At 45.5% G+C, this 20,442-nt stretch carries 21 protein-coding genes and 2 pseudogenes; 10 read left to right on the plus strand and 13 right to left on the minus strand.

What is annotated here, in order from left to right; all coding sequences use genetic code 11:
- Window positions 1-426 precede the first annotated feature (426 nt).
- The 3 genes from ACY3LV_RS15335 to ACY3LV_RS15345 all read left to right on the plus strand — a co-directional run bounded on the left by ACY3LV_RS15335 (window position 427) and on the right by ACY3LV_RS15345 (window position 3,166).
- Entirely contained in the window at window positions 427-876 is a 450-nt protein-coding gene (locus tag ACY3LV_RS15335) for a GNAT family N-acetyltransferase (RefSeq protein ID WP_148964191.1), read from the plus strand.
- A 68-nt stretch (window positions 877-944) separates the two neighbouring features.
- Window positions 945-1,937, plus strand: a complete 993-nt coding sequence (locus ACY3LV_RS15340; protein ID WP_464864104.1) for an NADPH:quinone oxidoreductase family protein — start codon at window positions 945-947, stop codon at window positions 1,935-1,937.
- Window positions 1,938-2,194: 257 nt separating this feature from the next.
- Window positions 2,195-3,166, plus strand: a complete 972-nt coding sequence (locus ACY3LV_RS15345; RefSeq protein ID WP_148964193.1) for an ABC transporter substrate-binding protein — start codon at window positions 2,195-2,197, stop codon at window positions 3,164-3,166.
- A 31-nt stretch (window positions 3,167-3,197) separates the two neighbouring features.
- Here the strand turns inward: ACY3LV_RS15345 and phoE are convergent, their stop codons facing one another.
- The 7 genes and pseudogenes from phoE to ACY3LV_RS15380 form a co-directional block, all read right to left on the minus strand.
- Window positions 3,198-3,779, minus strand: coding sequence for a phosphatase PhoE (phoE, locus tag ACY3LV_RS15350; protein ID WP_148964194.1), 582 nt, complete (start codon window positions 3,777-3,779; stop codon window positions 3,198-3,200).
- A gap of 70 nt (window positions 3,780-3,849) precedes the next feature.
- Window positions 3,850-4,944 carry an acetyl-CoA C-acyltransferase gene (locus ACY3LV_RS15355; protein WP_464864106.1) on the minus strand — a complete coding sequence of 365 codons (1,095 nt, stop codon included), beginning with the start codon at window positions 4,942-4,944 and terminating at the stop codon, window positions 3,850-3,852.
- Between the two features lies 1 nt (window position 4,945).
- Window positions 4,946-6,385, minus strand: coding sequence for an acyl-CoA synthetase (locus ACY3LV_RS15360; protein WP_464864107.1), 1,440 nt, complete (start codon window positions 6,383-6,385; stop codon window positions 4,946-4,948).
- 4 nt (window positions 6,386-6,389) lie between these two features.
- Entirely contained in the window at window positions 6,390-6,950 is a 561-nt protein-coding gene (locus ACY3LV_RS15365) for a biotin transporter BioY (protein ID WP_087991277.1), read from the minus strand.
- Between the two features lie 134 nt (window positions 6,951-7,084).
- Entirely contained in the window at window positions 7,085-7,600 is a 516-nt protein-coding gene (locus ACY3LV_RS15370; protein WP_464864126.1) for a methyl-accepting chemotaxis protein, read from the minus strand.
- 240 nt (window positions 7,601-7,840) lie between these two features.
- Window positions 7,841-8,509 (minus strand): annotated as a pseudogene (locus tag ACY3LV_RS15375) (protoglobin domain-containing protein); the annotation flags it as partial.
- A gap of 13 nt (window positions 8,510-8,522) precedes the next feature.
- A complete protein-coding gene (locus ACY3LV_RS15380; protein ID WP_464864108.1) occupies window positions 8,523-10,052 on the minus strand; it encodes an FAD-dependent oxidoreductase in 1,530 nt (509 codons plus the stop codon).
- Between the two features lie 111 nt (window positions 10,053-10,163).
- On the opposite strand from ACY3LV_RS15380, the gene ACY3LV_RS15385 reads away from it, so the two are divergent.
- Complete coding sequence (locus ACY3LV_RS15385) at window positions 10,164-11,021, plus strand: SDR family oxidoreductase (protein WP_464864109.1); 858 nt, start codon at window positions 10,164-10,166, stop codon at window positions 11,019-11,021.
- A 26-nt stretch (window positions 11,022-11,047) separates the two neighbouring features.
- Here ACY3LV_RS15385 and ACY3LV_RS15390 read toward each other — a convergent pair whose 3' ends face one another.
- Window positions 11,048-11,281 (minus strand): IDEAL domain-containing protein, encoded by a 234-nt coding sequence (locus ACY3LV_RS15390; RefSeq protein ID WP_148964201.1) that lies wholly within the window; start codon window positions 11,279-11,281, stop codon window positions 11,048-11,050.
- A 292-nt stretch (window positions 11,282-11,573) separates the two neighbouring features.
- On the opposite strand from ACY3LV_RS15390, the gene comK reads away from it, so the two are divergent.
- Complete coding sequence (gene comK, locus ACY3LV_RS15395; protein WP_087991281.1) at window positions 11,574-12,152, plus strand: competence transcription factor ComK; 579 nt, start codon at window positions 11,574-11,576, stop codon at window positions 12,150-12,152.
- A 44-nt stretch (window positions 12,153-12,196) separates the two neighbouring features.
- Here comK and ACY3LV_RS15400 read toward each other — a convergent pair whose 3' ends face one another.
- Window positions 12,197-13,096: an SDR family oxidoreductase gene (locus ACY3LV_RS15400; protein ID WP_148964210.1), complete on the minus strand. Its 900-nt coding sequence runs from the start codon at window positions 13,094-13,096 to the stop codon at window positions 12,197-12,199.
- Window positions 13,097-13,304: 208 nt separating this feature from the next.
- Between ACY3LV_RS15400 and ACY3LV_RS15405 the strand changes: the two genes are divergently transcribed.
- Window positions 13,305-13,574, plus strand: coding sequence for an excalibur calcium-binding domain-containing protein (locus ACY3LV_RS15405; RefSeq protein WP_087991283.1), 270 nt, complete (start codon window positions 13,305-13,307; stop codon window positions 13,572-13,574).
- Window positions 13,575-13,816: 242 nt separating this feature from the next.
- Here ACY3LV_RS15405 and ACY3LV_RS15410 read toward each other — a convergent pair whose 3' ends face one another.
- The 3 genes from ACY3LV_RS15410 to ACY3LV_RS15420 all read right to left on the minus strand — a co-directional run bounded on the left by ACY3LV_RS15410 (window position 13,817) and on the right by ACY3LV_RS15420 (window position 16,070).
- The gene (locus ACY3LV_RS15410) at window positions 13,817-15,286 is read right to left on the minus strand and encodes a sodium:solute symporter (protein ID WP_333561962.1); all 1,470 of its coding nucleotides are present in this window, start codon (window positions 15,284-15,286) and stop codon (window positions 13,817-13,819) included.
- A complete protein-coding gene (locus ACY3LV_RS15415; protein ID WP_464864110.1) occupies window positions 15,283-15,483 on the minus strand; it encodes a DUF3311 domain-containing protein in 201 nt (66 codons plus the stop codon). The genes ACY3LV_RS15410 and ACY3LV_RS15415 overlap by 4 nt, the downstream gene beginning before the upstream one ends.
- Window positions 15,484-15,707: 224 nt before the next feature.
- A complete protein-coding gene (locus ACY3LV_RS15420; protein ID WP_148964212.1) occupies window positions 15,708-16,070 on the minus strand; it encodes a YhjD family protein in 363 nt (120 codons plus the stop codon).
- Window positions 16,071-16,220: 150 nt separating this feature from the next.
- On the opposite strand from ACY3LV_RS15420, the pseudogene ACY3LV_RS15425 reads away from it, so the two are divergent.
- From ACY3LV_RS15425 to ACY3LV_RS15440, 4 genes and pseudogenes are all read left to right on the plus strand, one after another.
- Window positions 16,221-16,845 (plus strand): annotated as a pseudogene (locus ACY3LV_RS15425) (TVP38/TMEM64 family protein).
- A gap of 1 nt (window position 16,846) precedes the next feature.
- Complete coding sequence (lepB, locus tag ACY3LV_RS15430; protein WP_333518271.1) at window positions 16,847-17,353, plus strand: signal peptidase I; 507 nt, start codon at window positions 16,847-16,849, stop codon at window positions 17,351-17,353.
- A gap of 177 nt (window positions 17,354-17,530) precedes the next feature.
- Window positions 17,531-19,030 (plus strand): monooxygenase, encoded by a 1,500-nt coding sequence (locus ACY3LV_RS15435; RefSeq protein ID WP_464864127.1) that lies wholly within the window; start codon window positions 17,531-17,533, stop codon window positions 19,028-19,030.
- Between the two features lie 76 nt (window positions 19,031-19,106).
- Window positions 19,107-19,634, plus strand: coding sequence for a MarR family transcriptional regulator (locus tag ACY3LV_RS15440; RefSeq protein WP_333561961.1), 528 nt, complete (start codon window positions 19,107-19,109; stop codon window positions 19,632-19,634).
- A 220-nt stretch (window positions 19,635-19,854) separates the two neighbouring features.
- Here ACY3LV_RS15440 and ACY3LV_RS15445 read toward each other — a convergent pair whose 3' ends face one another.
- Window positions 19,855-20,052 carry a hypothetical protein gene (locus tag ACY3LV_RS15445; protein WP_087991290.1) on the minus strand — a complete coding sequence of 66 codons (198 nt, stop codon included), beginning with the start codon at window positions 20,050-20,052 and terminating at the stop codon, window positions 19,855-19,857.
- Between the last annotated feature and the right edge of the window lie 390 nt (window positions 20,053-20,442).

Below are 20,442 nucleotides of genomic sequence, written 5' to 3' on the forward strand. Positions count from 1 at the left end.
TTTCAAAAATTCAGACTAGACTTACTTAAAAGACTATTCTGTGAATTTATTGTAATAGATGGAATAATATTTTAGTAGACCTATTTTTTTGCGATGATTTTATCTCTATTTAGGTATATCATCTCTCGCTATTTCTGTAGAGTCTCGAAACAACTAATTTCATACAGAAAAGAATGAAAATAGACATGAGTAAATGTTCATTATGTTGAAATGCCAAGCTTTTTCAGGTTAAATGCTCCTGAGTCCTAGCAAATTCCTGTCGAAAAAAATCCTTCAAATGACCTGCATGTGTTTCCTTGAGATCAATGGATATTATCGTGATATTTTTTCTATGTATGCTGATAAAAGTATTCTGAAAAATAAACTTTACAGAAAATTCTATTAAAGTTAAAATGAAACGATTATAGATAGAGAGGAAGAAATGAGATGAACATTCGCCAAGCAAAGACATCAGATGCAGCAGCTATCTCGCCGTTATTTAACCAGTATCGGGAATTTTACAAGCAGGCGTCCGATCTGAAAGGGGCAGAGGCTTTTTTGAAAGCGCGTCTGGAAAATCACGAGTCTATTATTTTGATAGCTGAAGAAAATGGAGAATTCATAGGTTTTACCCAGCTCTATCCAACGTTTTCTTCTGTGTCAATGAAAAGAATCTACATATTAAATGACTTATTCGTCGCTCCTCATGCGCGAACAAAGGGAGCTGGCGGGCAGCTGCTGTCTGCCGCAAAGGATTATGCTGCGGAAAACGGGGCAAGTCGTTTATCGCTTCAGACTGAACACCACAACCTGACGGCAAGAAGCTTATATGAGCAAAACGGCTATGAAGAGGATACTGCATTTGTCCATTATCGTCTCAATGTGCCGGCGAAGTAAAATTGAAGCTTGATGATTTGGTTTTTAACGTTCTTCGGTTACAATAGAAACGAAAAGGAGTGTACCGAATGTCAACGTTATTTCAAGCATTGCTGGCAGAGAAAAATGCCGATGATGTTTCAGTCCATGTGAAAACCATGTCAACAGAGGATTTGCCGAAAGACGGTGTCCTGATTAAAATGGCTTATTCCGGCATCAATTATAAGGATGGTCTGGCTGGAAAAACCGGCGGCAATATCGTCAGAGAGTATCCGCTTATTTTGGGCATTGACGCCGCGGGTACGGTCGTCTCTTCCAATGACCCGCGTTTTGCCGAGGGGGATGAGGTCATTGCGACAAGCTATGAGCTCGGTGTCTCCCGCGATGGCGGATTAAGTGAATATGCTTCAGTGCCTGGTGACTGGCTGGTGCCTTTGCCGCAGAATCTTTCGTTAAAAGAAGCGATGGTGTACGGAACGGCGGGATTTACCGCGGCGTTATCGGTGCATCGGCTTGAACTGAACGGCCTGTCTCCGGAAAAAGGGAGCGTGCTTGTCACTGGAGCAACCGGCGGTGTCGGCGGAATTGCAGTATCGATGCTGAACAAGCGGGGCTATGATGTGGCGGCAAGCACCGGAAACCCGAAGGCGGCTGATTATTTGAAGCAGCTTGGTGCAAGCGAAGTGATCAGCAGGGAAGATGTCTATGACGGAACGCTTAAGGCGCTGTCCAAGCAGCAATGGCAGGGAGCGGTTGATCCTGTCGGCGGAAAACCGCTTGCCTCGCTTCTAAGCAAAATCCAATATGGCGGATCTGTCGCGGTAAGCGGTTTAACCGGCGGGGGGGAAGTGCCTGCAACGGTGTATCCGTTCATTCTTCGCGGGGTCAGCCTGCTCGGAATCGATTCAGTGTACTGTCCGATGGATGTCAGAACCGCTGTGTGGGAGCGTATGTCTTCTGATCTTAAACCTGATCAGCTGCTGGCTATCGTGGATAGGGAAGTATCGTTGGCGGAAGCGCCGGCTGCGCTAAAAGATATTTTGCAAAATCGCATTCAAGGAAGAGTCATTGTGAAGCTTTAACAGGATCAGCTTGCAGAGAAAGCTATGTTTTTCTGCAAGCTTTTTTATGTACATGGGTTTGTACTGCTGCGCCCTGAAAACAATCTTTCATTTGCCATTATCGTCCTGCTTCATTACAGTGAAAAACAAGTTTTTCCTGTAAGCTAAACTTTCTCTTCTCATTTCAAAAAAGTTAGTGATAATGATTCTCATTCCGTGTTATACTATCTCTTGGATATCTTACCCTTAGAAACTACATACAGGAGAGACATGGACATATGAAAAAAGCACTGATGGTTCTTACAGTTTTGCTTCTTTCTGTTTTAACAGCGGCCTGCTCGTCTTCAAGCAGCAATCAAAACAGCAAAGAAAATAAAGTAGCGGTAACACACGATTTAGGGAAGACAAATGTGCCTGAGCATCCGAAGCGGGTTGTTGTGCTTGAACTTGGTTTTATCGACACGCTGCTTGATCTCGGCATTACACCTGTAGGGGTGGCCGATGACAATAAAGCGAAGCAGCTGATTAACAAGGATGTCTTGAAGAAAATTGACGGCTACACATCTGTCGGCACCCGCTCACAGCCAAGCGTGGAAAAAATCGCTTCATTAAAACCGGATTTAATTATTGCCGATACGACCCGGCATAAAAAGGTATACGATCAGCTCAAAAACATCGCACCGACGATTGCGCTTGATAATTTAAATGCGGATTATCAGGATACAATTGACGCTTCACTTACGATTGCAAAAGCGGTCGGCAAGGAGAAGGAAATGGAGAAAAAGCTGACGGCGCATGAGGAAAAGCTCAATGAGACAAAACGAAAAATCAGTGCTAACAGCGAATCCGTGCTGTTAATTGGAAATACAAATGATACAATTATGGCCAGAGATGAAAATTTCTTTACATCCAGACTTTTAACACAGGTCGGCTATCAATATGCGATCAGCACGTCAGATAACAGCGAATCAAGCAATGGCGGCGACTCAGTGAACATGAAAATGACACTTGAGCAGCTGCTGAAAACAGATCCGGATGTCATCATCCTGATGACAGGAAAAACAGATGACATTGACGCGGACGGCAAACGCCCGATCGAAAAAAATGTGCTTTGGAAGAAGCTGAAGGCAGTGAAAAACGGCCATGTGTACCACGTGGACCGTGCGGTATGGTCTCTGCGCCGCAGTGTGGACGGAGCGGATGCCATTTTGGATGAGCTTCAGCGAGAGATGCCGACTGTGAAGAAATAAAAGGAAAAGACAGGCAAACGCCTGTCTTTTCTTATTTGATAAAGCCGGATAAGTGGCTGTTGATGTTATAGTCTTTAATCCGCCATTTCTCTTCTGCAAATTCAATGTTGCTGAGGCAGGCGTTGACGAGGCGCGTGCTTTGAAGCTCTGGGTCCCGGCCGGAAATTTCCGTCAGCAGTGCGTGAATCGCTGCACCGTGAGCGACGATCAACACCTTCTGGTTTGGATACGCGTGATTTACTTTGACCAAACCGCCCATCAGCCTGTCAGTGAGTACTTCTAACGTTTCCATATTCGGATAGATTTTATCCGGATAGCGCTTTGTCCGTTCTTCCAGCAGCATGCCCTCCGCATCGCCGTAATCGCGTTCTTTAAAGTCATCCATTTCGACAATCGGAAGATGCAGGTATTCATTAATGATTTCCGCGGTTCTTTTCGCTCTTTTCAGCGGGCTCGTCACAATGACATCCCAAGAAAAATCCTTTACATATTCTCCGGTTTCTCTTGCTTGGCGTTCACCTGTCGCGTTCAGCGGAATATCGGTTTTGCCTTGGCATTTTTGCTGCAGGTTCCAATCGGTTTCTCCATGTCTTACTAAGCAAACGGCTGTCATAAAATCCCCTTCCTGACTTTGGTCATAACGCTATTATACTAAATCAAAAGCACGCATCCTATGAAAAAGCCTATGCCATAATTTCAAATAATAAAGCAAGACCGATTCCGCCGCCGATTCCGATGGCCGCAACGGCATATTGACAGTCTGTCCGTCTTTGCGCTTCATAAAACAATCTGGTTACCAGAGCTGCTCCTGATGCGCCGTACGGATGGCCGAGAGCTAACGCGCCGCCGCGCACATTGATTTTTGAAAAGGGGATGCCGAGTTCTTGAGAGCAGACACAAATTTTGACGGCAAAGGCTTCATTGATTTCATATAAATCGATATCATCAGGTGTTAAATTGTGTGTGATTAAGAGATTACGGATCGCATCAACCGGTGCAGCGGGCGGATAGTTTGGGTGAATCCCGCTGACGGCGCTGCCGATAAACCGGAGCACTGGCTTAAGCCCTAGGGCTGCCGCTTTTTCTTCTTCCATTACAAGGAGAGCAGCCGCTCCGTCTGATATGCCGCTGCTGTTGGCTGCTGTAACCGTTCCGGAACTGGTGTCGAAAACCGGTTTTGCACGGGAAATAATCGCTTCTATCGGCCGCTTTTTCAGAAATGCTTCGTCCATCTCTAATTCTCCGAAAGGAACAATTTCTTGACGGTAAAATCCTCCATCATGTGCGTTTCTGCTGCGTTGATGGCTGAGAAGCGCATATTCATCCTGCTTTTTTCTGCTGATGGAATAGCGTGCTGCCGTATATTCCGCTGCGATACCCATGTCGGGATCACCGATTGCATCTGGAGAAAACCGGGCCCGTTCTGAAAAGGGCGATTGGCTGCTGCTTTCTGAGCCGCCCGCGATATACATCGTGCCGGCTCCCGCTTGAATGAGACTGCAGGCATAGCGCACAGCTTCAAGGCCGGAGCCGCACTGTCTGTCAATCGTCATCCCGGGAACCGATAAAGGCAGTCCGGCTTGCAGAGCTGACAGCCTGGCGAGATTGCCGCCTCTTCCGGTCGCGTTTCCGAGAATCACCTCGTTGATTTGATCCTCTAGCTTTCGGCTGAGACAGCTGATGATAGGAGCCGCCAAATCCTCCGGGAGAAAGTGATTCAGCAGCCCGTTTTGTTTTCCAAAGATCGTTCGTTTTGCATCAACAATAACCGCATTCAAGTTACACTGCACCCTCTTCTAGCCATTTCCTCACGCTGGAACGGGCAATTTTTCCGCTGCTCGTTTCCGGCAAGCAGTTTGTAAACACCCATTTTTTCGGGATTTTGTAGGATGCCAGTTTCTGTTTGCACAAGGCTTTCAGCTTTCTGGCATCAGTGTTTCCGTGAATGACAGCTACAGCGATTTCTCCCCAATACTCGTCCGTGATTCCAACGACAGCCGCGTTTTCAACCTCTGGACAGGAGAGAAGCACACGTTCAACTTCTTCTGGGAAAATATTTAACCCTCCGTACACAATCATCCCGTTTTCTCTTCCTGATATGTATAGAAAGCCATCCTCATCGACACAGCCCATATCATCCACTGTCATCCAGCCGGATTCATCTAGTGCGCTGCCGTTGACATAGCCGGAAAACCGCATCGGGCTTTTGACAAATATTTTTCCGATTTCTTGGGGCTGACAGCGTTCTCCCGCAGCGCTGCGGATTTCAATCTGGACGTTGTGAAAAGGGCGGCCAGCTGAATGCGGCTTCCGTTTGCTGTCTTCCGGTGAGGAATATGTCACAAAGCTAAGCTCTGATGTGCCGTAAAAATCGTATAGCTTGAGATGAGGCCATTTTGCGGCCAGCTTTTTCTTAGATTCTGCCGGCCAGTCTGCACCTGATGAAATGATTTTGACAGGACTGTTGGGAAACGCCTCAATTCGGGAAAGGGCGTCTGTCATCGTCGGTACGGCATAGAGAACGCTGACAGATTTACCGTTCAGCCATTTCTTCGCTTGAGTAGGGGAGAATTTTTTCAGCAAGCAAACGGTTCCCCCGAGAAACAAGGTGCTGACAGCCCCATATAGGAAGTGAGAGGACATTAACGTTCCGGGAATCAATACTGTGTCATCTGATGAAATCGAAAAATCAGTTTCCGTACACGTAAAGCTCTCCATCCATGAGCGGTGAGATCGTGTGAAGGCCTTCGGTTTTCCTGTCGAGCCAGACGTAAATCCCATATAAAAAGGGTGCTCTGGATCAATGATAGGCACGGGATCAGCGGATGCCTCCGAAATATCTGCCATACAGTTATCCAGCAAAACAACAGGTATCTTGTTATCTATCAGTTTGTTTTTGAAAAAGGCTGAAGTAACCACAAGATCCGCATCACTTATGGACAGCCGCTCCTTGCATTCAGCCGCGCTCCAGCGTGTGTCGATGGGAACTGCCGTACACCCCGCCACTGCAGCTCCGGCAAACAGCTGTAAAAACGCCAGGCTGTTCGGGAGCAGGATCGCCACACGGTTTGGCATGTTCGGCTGCGACCGCAGCCAATTTGCGGTTTGAGAGACTAGCCGAGCCCAGTCTCGGTATGTGATTTGCTCCGATTCAGTATGGATCGCCACACGGCCGGGCGATCTTTCGGCAATAGATGAATAGGTATGAGTAATTGTCATGGAATCAGCCTCCTTTCGTAAACATCGTATCAGAAAGAGACAAGGCTTGGGTGATTTTTATCGCCAGAAACGCAGATACAGCTGCTTTTATCAAATCACCAGGCACATATGCAAGGCTCATGAAGGCGGCCTGTGACAAATCGATATGCATGATAAAAGCTTGTACTGGTATACCGAGCAGATAAATAAAGATGATGCCGAATACAATATGTGTGAAAAAGAGACGCAATACAGTCACTTTTCGCAGTCTGGAAACGGCTAAACTGATCAGCCACGAAGCGAAGGGATAAGCGATCAAAAAGCCCGCGCTCGGCCCGAAAAAAACGCCAAACCCGCCTCGTCCGCCGGGCAAAAGCGGCGCTCCGAAGGCAACGAGCAGCAAAAAGACAAGCTGGCTTAAGAAAGCAGACTTAGGCTTGAGGATGCTGCCTGCAAGCATGACACCAAGCGTTTGTAATGTAATCGGAACGGGTGTAAAAGATAAGAAGAGAGGAGGCATAAAGCCAAGCACTGCCATCAGTGCGGTAAAAATGGCAATATGCATCATGTCTATTAATCTCAGCATGTGAAATCCTCCAAACAGTAATAAAATATGGTTATACAATAAATGTAGAAAATTATTATGTCAACTTAATTTTAATTTTAGTTAACATAATAAACGTGAAAAAACCGGCTGCTTGGCAGACCGGTTTTTGATGTTTATTCTTCTGTCAGGATAACAAGCGAATCAACAGATGCGGCCACGTGAGAAACGGCGCGGCTGACTTCCTGAAGCCCTCCGAGAAAGGCTTGCAAATCGACGTCAATTTTGCCTGATTGCTCTTTGCTGACTTTCATGCTGTGGACGATTTCATCGAATAGGCGGTTAATTTGCGTCATTTTTTCTTTACTATCGCTGACTAGCCCATTCACGTCTTTGATATGCTTTGAGACGATTTCGATTTGTGTATTCGTATTGTTCACAAGCTCAGACACGGTAGAGACCGTTTTTTTCGTGTCCTCAGAAAGCTTCCGCACTTCATTAGCCACTACCGCGAAGCCTTTACCGTGTTCACCGGCGCGGGCAGATTCAATAGAAGCATTGAGCGAGAGGAGGTTTGTTTGTTCAGCAATGCCAGTGACGATGCCGAAGATTTTTTCAATCTGCTGGGCGATCTCATCCAGCTTGACCATTTCTTTTTCGATTTGGACAAGGCTTGTGTCGATTTTGTTCATTTGTTTTTGCTGGATTTCAAGCTCTTTTTTCCCGCCGATCGACTTTTCTTCAACGGTGCCGGATGTCACTGTGCCGGCTTTGGATGCTTCAGAAATGCCTTCAGATTTGTCCACAAGCTCTTGAACAGATCTGCTCGTTTCTGAAAATAGATTTGCAATCGACCCAGAGGTTTCTTGAATTTTCTGGTGAAGAAGGTTTTTCTTTTCCTCTTGTTCATCACGGGTTTGATTGTACTCGCTTTGAAACGCATCAAGGACAAGTTGCTGTTCCAAGTTCAAGATTTTAGTTGTCGCTTTAATCGCTTTCAACAGTTCCTTATGGTCTGTAATAGACGCTTCGTAAATGTTAATCATTGACAAAAGTAATTCTTGAAAGGCGCCCATATACCATTTTGGCTGAAGGCCGATTCTTAAATGAATGGAGGCGATTCGGTTTCGCTTTTCGATAAATTCATCATCGATAACGCCTGCAAACATTTCCTGAATATGCCGTTTTAGCGTTTGTTTTAAGCGGTCAACTGAGCTGTGGTCATTGATGATGTCCATTAAAGAGCTTTCGTGGTCAAGGTTTTTATAAAACGCATCGACGATGAATATGATGTTTTCTTGTATTAATGGCTGAAGCTGCTCTAAAGCGGAAAGCTCGGCATCTCCTAATCTGACCATTTTGAGCTGTTTTTTAACATCCGCATGTTTGTTTGTGAGCTGAATGCGGTTTTTTTGCTGTCCGTTTGAATCAGAAAAATAGGCGGTTTCTTGTTTTCTATCTTTTTTAAATAACAATACTGTGATCCCCCTTGGGAAAAATATAATGTTTACCTTTTGGCTTTTTAAGCCTTTTTCTTTTTTATCGGTCAAGGGGAACGTGAATGAAGATACAGATGAAAAATATTTATAAAAACCGTTCACTAAAATGAACGGTTTAATCAAGGTCAATTTGTTTTAATGGCTTGATGGCAGGACCTTCAACAATTTCGCCGGTTGGCTTAAAGCGGGATCCGTGGCACGGACAATCCCATGTATGCTCGCCGTCGTTCCAGTCGACCTCGCAGCCTAAATGGGTGCACGTCGTATCGACGAGATGAAGGCAGCCTTTTTCATCTCTGAATGCCCCCGCACGTCTGCCGTTGATGGTGACGGCTTTTCCTTCACCCGGCGCGATCTCTTCAAATTGGACGTCAGGCTTTTCAAGCTTTCCTTTAATGAAATGCTTGGCGACATCGGCATTGTAAGAAATCACTTTCTGCAGTCCGGGGTTCAGATGGAAACGGGACGGCGTGAATATGCTTTCGTATGGATTGGCTTTTTTCTCCACAAGGTCTGACAATAGAGTGGCCGTGAAAGCTGATGACGTCATGCCCCATTTTTTGAATCCGGTCGCTACAAGAATATTGTCCTCCTGTTCCGACATCGGTCCGATGAAGGGAATTTTGTCAATTGTCACGAGGTCCTGTGTGGACCAATAATATGGGATGCTTTTGATGCCGATCGTGCTTTCTGCCATTTGTCTCAGTGTTTCGTAATGTGTCGACATGTCTTTTCCTTGGCCGGTTTTATGGCTTTCTCCGCTAAAGAGAATCAGTTTTTCTCCGTTTACGTTTGTATAGCGGAGGGCCACTGACGGCTGATCGATACTCAAATACATGCCCTCGGGATAGTCGATCTTTGGCTTGATGGCGAGGACATAGGATCTGTCAGCGTACATTCTCGCAGAATATAATCCGCCTCCGTCATAAAAAGGGAAGTGGGAACAGCATATGATAAAGCGGCTCTTAATGGCGTGCCGGCTTTTTGTTACCACTTCAGGCCTTTCGCCTTTTTTGACATCAAGCGCAACGGTCTCTTCATAAATCCGTCCGCCTTTTTGAACAATCTGCTCCAAAAGCGCTTTTAAGTATTGAAGCGGATGAAATTGGGCTTGATTTTTCATGACAAGCGCCAGCTTAGAACCTAAGGGAATCGAAAGCTCCTTGATAAGGTCTCTTTCAATGCCAAGCTTTGTGTATGCCTCGTGCTCAGTGCGGATTTTTTGTACAGCGTCTTCGTTTGCTGTGTAAAGATATGCGTCTTGTTCGCTCCATTCGCAATCAATTTGATGTTCATCCACAATTCCTTTTATGTAATCTATTGCGTTTTGATTGGCTTCATAATAAAGCCTTGCGTGGTTCAATCCGAAATTGCGGATAAATTCATCGTAAATCATGTCATGCTGGGCGGTAATTTTAGCAGTTGTATGGGCAGTGGTGCCATTGAGCACCTGATTTGCTTCAATCAAAACGACACGGAAGCCTCTCTTCGTGAGTTCATATGCCGTTGTGATTCCCGTAATCCCGCCGCCGATTATGGTGACATCACACTCAGTATCCTCTTGAAGCGCCGGAAAAGAAGGCAGGTCAGTTGATGTTTTCCAGTATGTTTCAGGTGCTTCCTTTGCAAAGTATTGATTAGCCAAGCCATTATACCTCCAATCAGATTTATTCTTAATTTTTCCATTTTCTATCTTTTCATACATAGGGAGCAGGCATTGTTCATAACATAATAGGGTTGAAAAGGAGTGATTTCATTGGCGAATCAAAAAAAGAAAACATTGCCGCCTCAGCACCAGAACCATCAACCGGGCTTAGAATATCTCATGGACCCGCGTCCGGTTTTTGATAAGCCGAAGAAAGCGAAAAAATTAGAGGGCAAAACCGCTATTATTACCGGAGGAGACAGCGGAATCGGACGCGCTGTATCGGTGTTATTCGCAAAAGAAGGGGCTAATGTGGTCATTGTGTATTTGAATGAGCATCAGGACGCCGAGGAGACAAAGCAGTATGTAGAAAAGGAAGGGGTAAAATGCCTGCTGATTGCTGGAGATGTCGGGGATGAAGCGTTTTGCAATGATGTGGTTATGCAGACAAGCCAATCGTTTTCGTCCATTGATATATTGGTCAACAATGCAGCTGAGCAGCATGTCCAGCCCGGCATTGAAAAAATCACAAGCCACCAGCTGGTCAGAACCTTTCAAACAAACATTTTCTCCATGTTTTACTTAACAAAGGCGGTGCTGCCTCATTTAAAAAAGGGGAGCTCCATCATTAATACAGCCTCAATTACCGCCTACAAAGGGAATAAAACGCTGATCGATTATTCAGCGACAAAAGGAGCGATCGTTACGTTTACAAGGTCACTTTCACAGTCGCTTGTTCAGCAGGGCATACGGGTCAATGCAGTAGCGCCGGGTCCTATTTGGACACCGCTTATCCCGGCCAGTTTTTCCGCAAAGGATGTGGAAGTGTTTGGTTCAGATGTGCCGATGGAACGCCCGGGACAGCCGGTGGAAGTGGCGCCAAGCTATCTATACCTTGCCAGCGACGATTCCACCTATGTCACAGGACAGACGATTCACGTCAATGGCGGAACAATTGTGAATGGGTAATAAAAAGCCAATCCTTAAGGATTGGCTTATTCGCTCTGCTTGAGCGCTGCATATTCTTTAGAGAGCGTAAGAAACGCATCTTTATCTTTTTTGTCCAAGGCTTTATTGATTTGGTCCGTCAGCATGGCAAGCCGACGCTTATACAAGGATTCATCGAGCACCATTTGAATGTAGACATCCGTCATTGTGACATCAAATTCTTTTGTTTTTTGCGTGTTGCGGGACTTCATGAGCTCAGTGTACGATTTTTTCTCTTTCATAAAGAATCCCCCCAATGCCTTTTTTATAGTATATGGATAACGGTCGAAAAAATCAATCAATTTTTATAATTTTTAGACAACTAATACTTGGCAATCTATCGACATATCCTGCAAAATGCCGTAAACCGGTAGATCATATGAATGTAAAATCGGGTTATTACTAGTAATTTAGTACCAGAAAATATCATTAAAAGATGATTTTAGCTTATTTGTTAAAAAAACCTGTCGTTTTATAAAAACAGATGATAGATTATTAGTATAAATTTTGCAGAAAAAGGATGGAGGCTATAATATGAGTCAGAAAACTGACGCACCTTTAGAATCGTATGAAGTAAACGGCGCAACAATTGCCGTGCTGCCAGAAGAAATTGACGGCAAAATCTGTTCCAAAATTATTGAAAAAGACTGCGTATTTTATGTCAGCATGAAGCCGCTGCAAATCGTCGACAGAAGCTGCCGTTTTTTCGGATCAAGCTATGCGGGAAGAAAAGCGGGAACTTATGAAGTGACAAAAATTTCACACAAACCGCCGATCATGGTGGACCCTTCGAACCAAATCTTTTTATTCCCTACACTTTCTTCGACAAGACCCCAATGCGGCTGGATTTCCCATGTGTACGTAAAAGAATTCAAACCGACTGCATTCGACGATACGGAAGTGACATTTTCGAACGGCAAAACAATGGAGCTGCCGATCTCCTGCAATTCGTTCGAAAACCAGGTTTACCGGACAGCGTGGCTCAGAACCAAATTCCAGGACAGAATCGAACACCGCGTGCCAAAACGGCAGGAATTTATGCTGTATCCGAAGGAAGAGCGGACGAAGATGATTTATGATTTTATTTTGCGTGAGCTTGGGGAGCGGTATTAGAAAATAGAAAGGAGCTGACCAAACAGGACAGCTCCTTCTCCTGCTTAGGCAGTCGGAATTCCTCCGGTGATGCCATATACCTGGGATGTCACATAGCTTGAATTCTCTGAAGCTAAAAATACATAAACATCTGCCAATTCCACTGGCTGGCCCGCACGGTTTAAAGGTGACGGCGGCGTGCCTTGGCCGAATTTAGGGATGTTTTCCGTCGGCTGTCCGCCGGAAATTTGCAGCGGTGTCCAAATTGGCCCGGGCGCTACTGAATTCACTCTTATTCCTTTCGAAGCCAGCTGTTTTCCCAATCCGACGGTAAAGCCGATAATGGCGTTTTTCGTTGCTGCGTAATCTAACAGCATCGGGCTTGGATTGTAGCCTTCAACTGAGGTGGTGGTAATAATTGATGCGCCCTCAGGCAAATACGGAAGCGCCGCTTTTACAACCCAATAAAGGGAAAAGACGTTCACTTCAAATGTTTTATAGATTTGTTCAGTGGGCAGATCTTCGATGTTTTCGACCGCTTGCTGTTTGCCGGCGACCAGCGCCAACACATCCAGACCGCCAAGTTCCTGATGCGCCTGTTTGACGAAATCCTGGCAGAAGGATTCGTCACTCAAGTCTCCGGGGATCAGTGCTGCTTTTCGCCCTTCTGCTTCTATCAGTTCTTTCACTTCTTCAGCATCAGGCTGTTCCGCAGGCAGGTAGTTAATGGCCACATCGGCGCCTTCCCGGGCGTAAGCAATCGCTGCCGCTCGGCCGATACCGGAATCGCCGCCGGTGACAAGCGCTTTTCGGCCGGTTAGTTTACCCGATCCTTTGTAGCTTTTTTCTCCGCAATCCGGCACTGGCTTCATGTTCTGCTGCAGGCCGGGCGGTTGTTGATATTGTTCGGGAAATTCATCATGAAAAAATGCTGTTAAAGGATTGCTAAGATTTGAATCAGACATCATCAACGCTCCTTTTCTGTTTGGTGTACATTCGTATGTGTACCCCTGAGTATTTTCAGGAAAACATGTTTTGACAGTTTGAATGCTGAAAGACAAGAAAAACGCAACTCTTTTTCCATATTTATCTTGTCAAATTTGACTGTATGAATTAAGATGAAATCCAGCTATAAAACAACTAAATATTGGGTATGAGGAGGAGTAAATCGTCATGAAAAAAGCGGCGGCGGTTTTGTTATCACTCGGTCTCGTTTTCGGTTTTTCATACGGAGCCGGCCATGTGGCGGAAGCCAAAACAAAGGTGAAAGTCTATAAGAACTGCAAGGAGTTAAACAAAGTATACAAAGGCGGGGTGGCCCGCACATCGAAGGTGAAAAATAAAGGCGGAAAAACGAAGTACAAGCCTTACGTCTCTAAGGCGCTTTATGATGCCAATAAAAAGAAAGACCGCGATAAAGATTATATCGCCTGCGAACGCTAAACAAGGAAAAGCAATCTGATGTGCAGATTGCTTCAGCGTGTTGACAAACCCTCGCATTCGTTGTCAGTCCTGCGCGTTGGTGCTCACGAATTATAACATTCGCTCCGCTCCAATGCTCGTCTTTCCTAGACTTCAAGGGTTTTCAATCACGCTGAAAAGATGACAAAGTCCTAAAACGAAAACGTTTTAGGACTTTGTCTACAATCTGAAGCAATCTGATGTGCAGATTGCTTTTTTATTATTTACGCCGCTTGATCGGCCGCAGCGCTTTTCGCTTTTCTTGTCACAAAGCTTACTGCTGCCATGACTGTGATGTTCAAAAGCAGGGCGACGATGCCGACATTTACGTCTTTTGCGGCTTGCGGCAGCGCCGGAAATAAAGTGCTGATCGTCGTTTCCGTCAATGTAATATAAGACACCGCTCCGACACCTGTAACGATGCCGGCGAAGGCTCCCTGCTTCGTTACTATATTATGCTTGAACAAGCTGAACAGCAGGGCTGGGAATAATTGTGTGACGAGGCTGTAGCCCATTAATAGCAGTGTAACGATGGTATTACCGCCTTTGAACGTAAAATAAACCGAAATCAGCGCGATCACCGGCACTGCATATTTAGCAAGTGTCGATACGTGCTGTTCTGTCGTGCGGGGTGCGAACACTTTGTACACATTTTTTGCAAACAGGGTGGAAGCTGACATTAAGATCATAGACCCCGGCACAAGCGCCGTCAGCAGTCCGGCAGCGCCGATGATCCCGACAAACCATGGGTCAAAGGTTTGCAGAGACAGTCTCAAAAGCGATAAATCACCGTCCGTACCTTTCAAACCAGGCACTTGGAGGATAGCGGCAAAGCCGACGAACAGGACGAAGAGCAGGACCAGCTGGTATAGAGGCATGATGATGGCGTTTTTGCGAAAGACTCTTGGGTTTTCGGCTGAATACGAAGCGGAAAATGTATGAGGCCACATATAAAACCCGAGGGCTGTTAAGAGCACGGTTGAACTGAACCACGCCGTACTTTGCCCCGTTTCAGGAAGCGTAAGAAAGCCCGGCTTTGCCGTTTCAATCTGCTGAAACATGTCTTGAAATCCGCCGTAGTAATGAATGGGCAAATACACACCTAAAAACAGAACAACGACCAAAATCATAATGTCTTTCACAACCGATATCCAGGCAGATCCGTGAATGCCGGAAACCATAACGTAAACCGTGATGGAAATGGCGCCGATCCAGATGGCGGCGGCGGGGGAGATTTTGCCGTACGATGTTTCCGATACAATCAGCCCGAGGCCTTTCAGCTGCAGCACAAGATACGGAATGAGCGCGGCGATGCCCACCAGTGAAACGAGCACGCCAAGCAGCGGACTGTTATATTTTTGGGTGAAAAAATCAGACTGCGACATCAGCTTATGCTGTTTCGCGTACTTCCAAACAGCCGGCAGGAGCCAATAAGAAAGGATGTAGGCCAGGCAGCCGTAGGCAATGATGTAAAAGGCCGGTCCGCCTTTTCCATAGGCCCAGCCGCTTCCGCCGAGAAACGTAAATGTGGTATAAATTTCGCCTGCCATCAATAAGAAGACGAACAAGGTTCCGAAGCCGCGGCCTCCAACCGTCCACTGCTCAAGGTTCATGTCTTTTCCTTTTTGGGCGCGTATACCGAGAAAAATGCTCAAGAGCAGGACGCCGAAAATGATGATGAGAGCTGCGTTCATTCTGCTTCCTCCTTTTTATTTTCGTTGTCGAGGACATATACAATCGCCGTCAACGCAGAGGTCAAAAGAGCCCACATCACGATATAGGCAAGAATAAACGGCATGCCCAACACATAGGGAGTCATTTTATTTGCGAAAGGGATGCCGAGTAAGATACCAATAAAGGGCAAAGCGGCGAGAACGTGAATCAGTTTCATAGAATCCTCCTTTTATTTTAAGGTGGGGTGTGCAAGCCGGAGCGTACTGAAAATGATGTCGGGAAATATGGCGGCACATGTCATTTTTTGGGGTGAAAGGCTGTGGTTCGAATTATAAATAAATTCATTTTGTTTGTATAGTGTGAATTGTCTGAAATTTATTATTGGAATTGCCCGAAGAGGGAGCGGGCAGTTTCGGAAAGCCGCAAAATGATTCAAAAGACTTATGGCCTGTCCGGGGCAAATAGATAAAACGTTAATAATTCGCTAACCTGTTCACGGATTCGCGGATTAAAATAACGGTGCTTTTCTTCGTAACCTTCGATCACAAATACATAAAGCGTAAAGGCCTCATCGCGTTCCGCCTCGTGGATCACAATTTTTCTTTTCCTCAGCTCTTTTCTGACCTCAATCAAATCCTTTTGTGCTATTTTTAATGATTCGCTGATAAGCTGTTTATAAGGATGCTTCAATTTTAAAGTGCTTTGCTCAATTCCGGCGAGATCACGATTTAAAATCGTAATGGCCATGGGCAAAAAAAGAGCCCGTTCAATTAAATCGTATATTTCTTCCTGCAAATTCGGCATGCTGACTCCTTCTTTCTTACGGGAACGTTCGTTCTGTATATTCTATATTGGCTGGTGAAATGTTTCAATACAGAAAAAATCGCCAAAACTTTTTAGTTTTTTGCTGATAATGTGTAGAATAAGGATAGACAAACCCGGTAAGGAGTATAAATGTTGGATCATTTTTTATCCTATTTTACACAAGAAAACTTAACTGAATTATTCCAAAGCTACAGGGCTTTAGGTCCGCTCATTGCTGTGCTGCTGCCTTTAGTAGAAGCATTTCTCCCATTTTTGCCGCTGATCGTGTTTGTGGTGGCGAATACGAACTCGTTTGGCCTGTGGGAAGGATTCATCCTGTCATGGGCGGGATCAACTGCTGGATCTATACTTGTCTTTTTGATTGTCCGTCAATACGGGCAGAGAAGATTGCTTGGATTTATCCGCAGTCACCCGTCGGTCAGAAAACTGATGTTATGGGTGGAAAGACACGGCTTTGGCCCTATGTTTCTTCTGCTTTGTTTTCCGTTTACACCGTCAGCCGCGGTGAATGTTGTTGCCGGTTTGTCGAGGATCGGAACGCGGCCGTTTATTTTGGCGGCAGCTTCGGGGAAGCTTGTCATGATTTTTATGATCAGCTTTATCGGATATGATCTGCACGCGCTCATCACACAGCCGATACGAACGATCATTGCTGTATTGGTGATCGCTGTTTTATGGTATGTGGGCAAAAAGGTGGAGCGGTATTTGCATGTGAGAGCCAGTCAGCGTGAGCAATGATGGAGGGAGACAGTAACATGAAAAAAAGGTTTTGGTTTCTTGCCGGTGTAGTGTCCGTCGTTCTCGCCATACAGGTTAAAAATGCCGTCTTTATTGATTACAAGGTGGAAGGCGTCAGTATGAACCCGACCTTTCATGAAGGGAACGAATTGTTGGTTAATAAATTTTCGCATCGATTTAAAACCATTCATCGCTTTGATATTGTCCTTTTCAAAGGCCCTGATCAAAAAGTGCTGATTAAGCGGGTGATCGGCCTGCCCGGTGAATCGATCAAATATAAAGATGATCAGCTGTATGTGGACGGAAAGCAGGTTGCTGAGCCATTTTTGAAGCATTTGAAATCTGTTTCTGCCGGAAGCCATGTAACGGGTGATTTTACCTTGAAAGATGTGACAGGAACAAGCAGAGTGCCGAAAGGACAATATTTTGTTGTTGGAGATAATCGCATATACAGCTTCGATAGCCGGCACTTTGGTCCGATTAGTGAAAAAAAGATTGTCGGTGTGATCTCCGATTCTGAATAAAAAAAGACGCCAATTGAAACGGCGTCTTTTTTGCGCTGGTTTGGAAAAATGTGTTGAAGAAAAATTTGTAAGGAGTTATAATCAAAATTGTTTCACGTGTAACAAAAATAGAATTCGTTTTTGATTTTGGATTGTTTTTATTGGTTTTTATTCGTTTTATATGAAACAAAAGGAGTGATTAAAATGAATGTTGAAGCTGTGATTATAGGGGGAGGGCCGGTCGGGTTGATGCTGGCTTCCGAGCTTTCGATGGCCGGGGTGAAAACATGTGTGATTGAGCGGCTTGAAAAGCCTGTTCCTTATTCCAAGGCGCTGACGCTGCATCCCCGCACGCTGGAGCTACTTGAGATGAGAGGGCTCTTGGAGCGGTTTGTATCCAAGGGGAGCAAGGTACCTTCCGGGCACTTTTCGATGCTGGATACCCGTCTTGATTTTTCAGGCTTGGATACGAGCTGTCCTTACACGCTTTTGCTTCCGCAGGCTAAAACGGAGCAGCTGCTTGAGGAACATGCGCGAAGTCTGGGAGCAGAGATGTTTAGAGGAGCAGAGGCGCTGGCGGTTACGCAAAACAGGGAAGGGGCGCAAACGATTTTCAAGGATCGGGAGGGGAGTGTGCGGACGATCATAAGCAAGTTTGTCATTGGTGCCGATGGTGCAGGTAGCACTGTCCGGAAACAGGCTGGAATTGAGTTTCCGGGTACCGACAGCACCGTTACAGCGGCGCTTGGAGATGTGGAGCTCCTTTCTCCGCCGCCGTCAGGAGTGCTGTCCCTTTGCACAAAAGAGGGCGGTGCGATGATTGTTCCGCTTTCCCCGGGCCGATACCGTGTCGTCGTAATCAGCCCATACCGTACTCAGACACCGAAAGATGTGCCGGTCACTGAGGAGGAGCTAAAAACTGATCTTATACGAATTTGCGGAACTGACTTCGGTTTAAGTGAGCCTTCGTGGATGTCAAGGTTCGGGAACGCCGCACGCCAAGCGAAGCGGTATCGGGACGGCAGAATCTTTCTTGCAGGGGATGCGGCGCATATTCATTTTCCAGCGGGCGGCCAAGGGCTGAATGTCGGCCTTCAGGATGCGATGAACCTTGGGTGGAAGCTGGCGGCGGCAGTCAAGGGCGCTGCGCCTTCGTGGCTTTTGGACAGCTACCATAAGGAGCGGCACCCGGCTGCTGAAGGGCTCCTGAGGAACACGGAGGCACAGACAAAACTGATTGATTTCACTCAAGCAGGACTCCATTTGCGCAGTATGATATCGGAGCTGCTCGCCTTCCCTGAAGTGAATCGATATGTAGCGGGGCAAATTTCCGCGCTTGATGTCAGGTATGAAGCTGATCCGGATATGCCGCCGCATCGTTTGAACGGGTTAAGACTCCCGGATATGAAGCTGAATGTTCCCGGTGGCAGTTCGGAACGGCTGTACAGCTGTCTTCAAAACGGGACATTCGTTTTACTGTCATTGATACAAGAAGCTGATGATCATAGCCGAGTGAAAGGCCTGCGTACGGTAAACGCCTCGCTTGCAGAACCGAATGAAAAGTGGCGGGACGTGCATACGGTATTGATTCGCCCTGATGGACATGTTGCCTGGGCGGTGGATGCATCAGCGCCCGATTGTGCCGGGGTGATTCAAACAGGAATCAGCCGATGGTTTTCCGTCACCAGTCCGGTGTAACGCAATTCGATTGTTTCATCTGTAACAAAACGGTATGATAGAAGGAACAATCGAATGAAAAAGGATGGAAAACCCGATGAACACAGATCATACGAAACGCAATCTTTTTGAATTATATGCGGAGCTCATTCATCAACAGGAGAAATGGGAGGGACTCATGAAAGCCTTTTTGGCTGACGAGTTGAAGAAGCTGGATGACGAGCACGGGAGTAAATCACAATTGACGATGACAGAAATTCATGTTCTATCCTGTGTCGGAGACAATGAGCCGATTAATGTCACGTCTATTGCTGAAAAAATGAATACAACAAAAGCGACGGTGTCACGCATCAGCACAAAATTGCTTGGCGCCGGCTTCCTTCACAGAACACAGCTTAGCGATAATAAGAAGGAGGTCTACTTCCGTTTGACGCCGGCTGGAAAAAAACTGCATGGGTTGCACAAATATTATCATCAGAAGGTCGAACAGCGTTTTCTGTCATTTTTTGACCGGTACACTGAGGAAGAAATTCTTTTTGCGGAACGGCTGTTACGGGATTTGGTGACAAAGTGGTATCCATCCTCAGAAGAGATTGAAGAAGGTATCCACAGCGTTTTTGAATAAAAAACCATGCACAGGATGCGTGGTTCAGCGTGTCGGCAAACTCTGGTTCGTTGTCTGGTCTGCGCGTTGGTGCATACGAATTAGAACAGTTTCTTTGCTTCCATACTCACTTTCTTCAGCAGCAAGGGTTTTCAATCACGTTGAAAAGATGACAAAATCCTAAAACGATTCATCGTTTTAGGATTTTGTCAACAATCAACACGCACCGGGTGTGTGTTTTTTACGTTTCCTCTTTCTTTTTCAAGATTGTAACGTAAATCAAATTTCCTCCGGCTAAAATGATAAGCGGCAGTCCGGGGGAACCGGATGTTACTAAATTGTAAATCAGCCAGATACCTAAACATAATCCGTAATATAAGTGCATTGCCTTCTCGGGATTGTCGCGCAGCAAAACCCCTTTAAAAATCTTTTTCATCATAACGCCCCATTAATTTTAAGGTTTCTCCTTTAGTTTACATGCATCTTCGGTTAATCTCAAAATTTGATCTTTGGCTTTTGATGCATCCTTAAAATATGTCAAGGAAATGTTAGAATTATTTTTCTTTTTAAAGTATACAGTTACGTTTTCTGATAACTCTGCCACGTCGACCACAATTTCTTTTCTTTAAGAATGGATATTTTTGCATTCAGTGCTTCTAAATTCCTGTTGTGACACAAAAAATATATAATATTCAACTTGGCTTTGTATACATCTTCGTTGACATTTTCAGCATATTCTAAAGTATAGGTTTGTCCTTATACTGAATGTCTAGTTTGACACTTTTCTTGAAATCTCCACATTTGATAGTTAAATTTTTAATCTTCTTTA

The sequence above is a fragment of the Bacillus sp. 11C genome, from assembly GCF_055486375.1.

Bases quoted from the DNA above. Each gene is read 5' to 3' on its own strand.
- ACY3LV_RS15335 (WP_148964191.1), top strand. From the start codon at position 427: ATGAACATTCGCCAAGCAAAGACATCAGATGCAGCAGCTATCTCGCCG.
- ACY3LV_RS15440 (WP_333561961.1), top strand. From the start codon at position 19,107: ATGAACACAGATCATACGAAACGCAATCTTTTTGAATTATATGCGGAG.
- ACY3LV_RS15360 (WP_464864107.1), bottom strand. From the start codon at position 6,385: ATGACAATTACTCATACCTATTCATCTATTGCCGAAAGATCGCCCGGC.
- ACY3LV_RS15340 (WP_464864104.1), top strand. From the start codon at position 945: ATGTCAACGTTATTTCAAGCATTGCTGGCAGAGAAAAATGCCGATGAT.
- ACY3LV_RS15390 (WP_148964201.1), bottom strand. From the start codon at position 11,281: ATGAAAGAGAAAAAATCGTACACTGAGCTCATGAAGTCCCGCAACACG.
- phoE (WP_148964194.1), bottom strand. From the start codon at position 3,779: ATGACAGCCGTTTGCTTAGTAAGACATGGAGAAACCGATTGGAACCTG.
- comK (WP_087991281.1), top strand. From the start codon at position 11,574: ATGAGTCAGAAAACTGACGCACCTTTAGAATCGTATGAAGTAAACGGC.
- ACY3LV_RS15365 (WP_087991277.1), bottom strand. From the start codon at position 6,950: ATGCTGAGATTAATAGACATGATGCATATTGCCATTTTTACCGCACTG.
- ACY3LV_RS15400 (WP_148964210.1), bottom strand. From the start codon at position 13,096: ATGTCTGATTCAAATCTTAGCAATCCTTTAACAGCATTTTTTCATGAT.
- ACY3LV_RS15445 (WP_087991290.1), bottom strand. From the start codon at position 20,052: ATGATGAAAAAGATTTTTAAAGGGGTTTTGCTGCGCGACAATCCCGAG.
- ACY3LV_RS15410 (WP_333561962.1), bottom strand. From the start codon at position 15,286: ATGAACGCAGCTCTCATCATCATTTTCGGCGTCCTGCTCTTGAGCATT.
- ACY3LV_RS15405 (WP_087991283.1), top strand. From the start codon at position 13,305: ATGAAAAAAGCGGCGGCGGTTTTGTTATCACTCGGTCTCGTTTTCGGT.
- lepB (WP_333518271.1), top strand. From the start codon at position 16,847: ATGAAAAAAAGGTTTTGGTTTCTTGCCGGTGTAGTGTCCGTCGTTCTC.
- ACY3LV_RS15370 (WP_464864126.1), bottom strand. From the start codon at position 7,600: ATGAACAAAATCGACACAAGCCTTGTCCAAATCGAAAAAGAAATGGTC.
- ACY3LV_RS15420 (WP_148964212.1), bottom strand. From the start codon at position 16,070: ATGCCGAATTTGCAGGAAGAAATATACGATTTAATTGAACGGGCTCTT.
- ACY3LV_RS15345 (WP_148964193.1), top strand. From the start codon at position 2,195: ATGAAAAAAGCACTGATGGTTCTTACAGTTTTGCTTCTTTCTGTTTTA.
- ACY3LV_RS15415 (WP_464864110.1), bottom strand. From the start codon at position 15,483: ATGAAACTGATTCACGTTCTCGCCGCTTTGCCCTTTATTGGTATCTTA.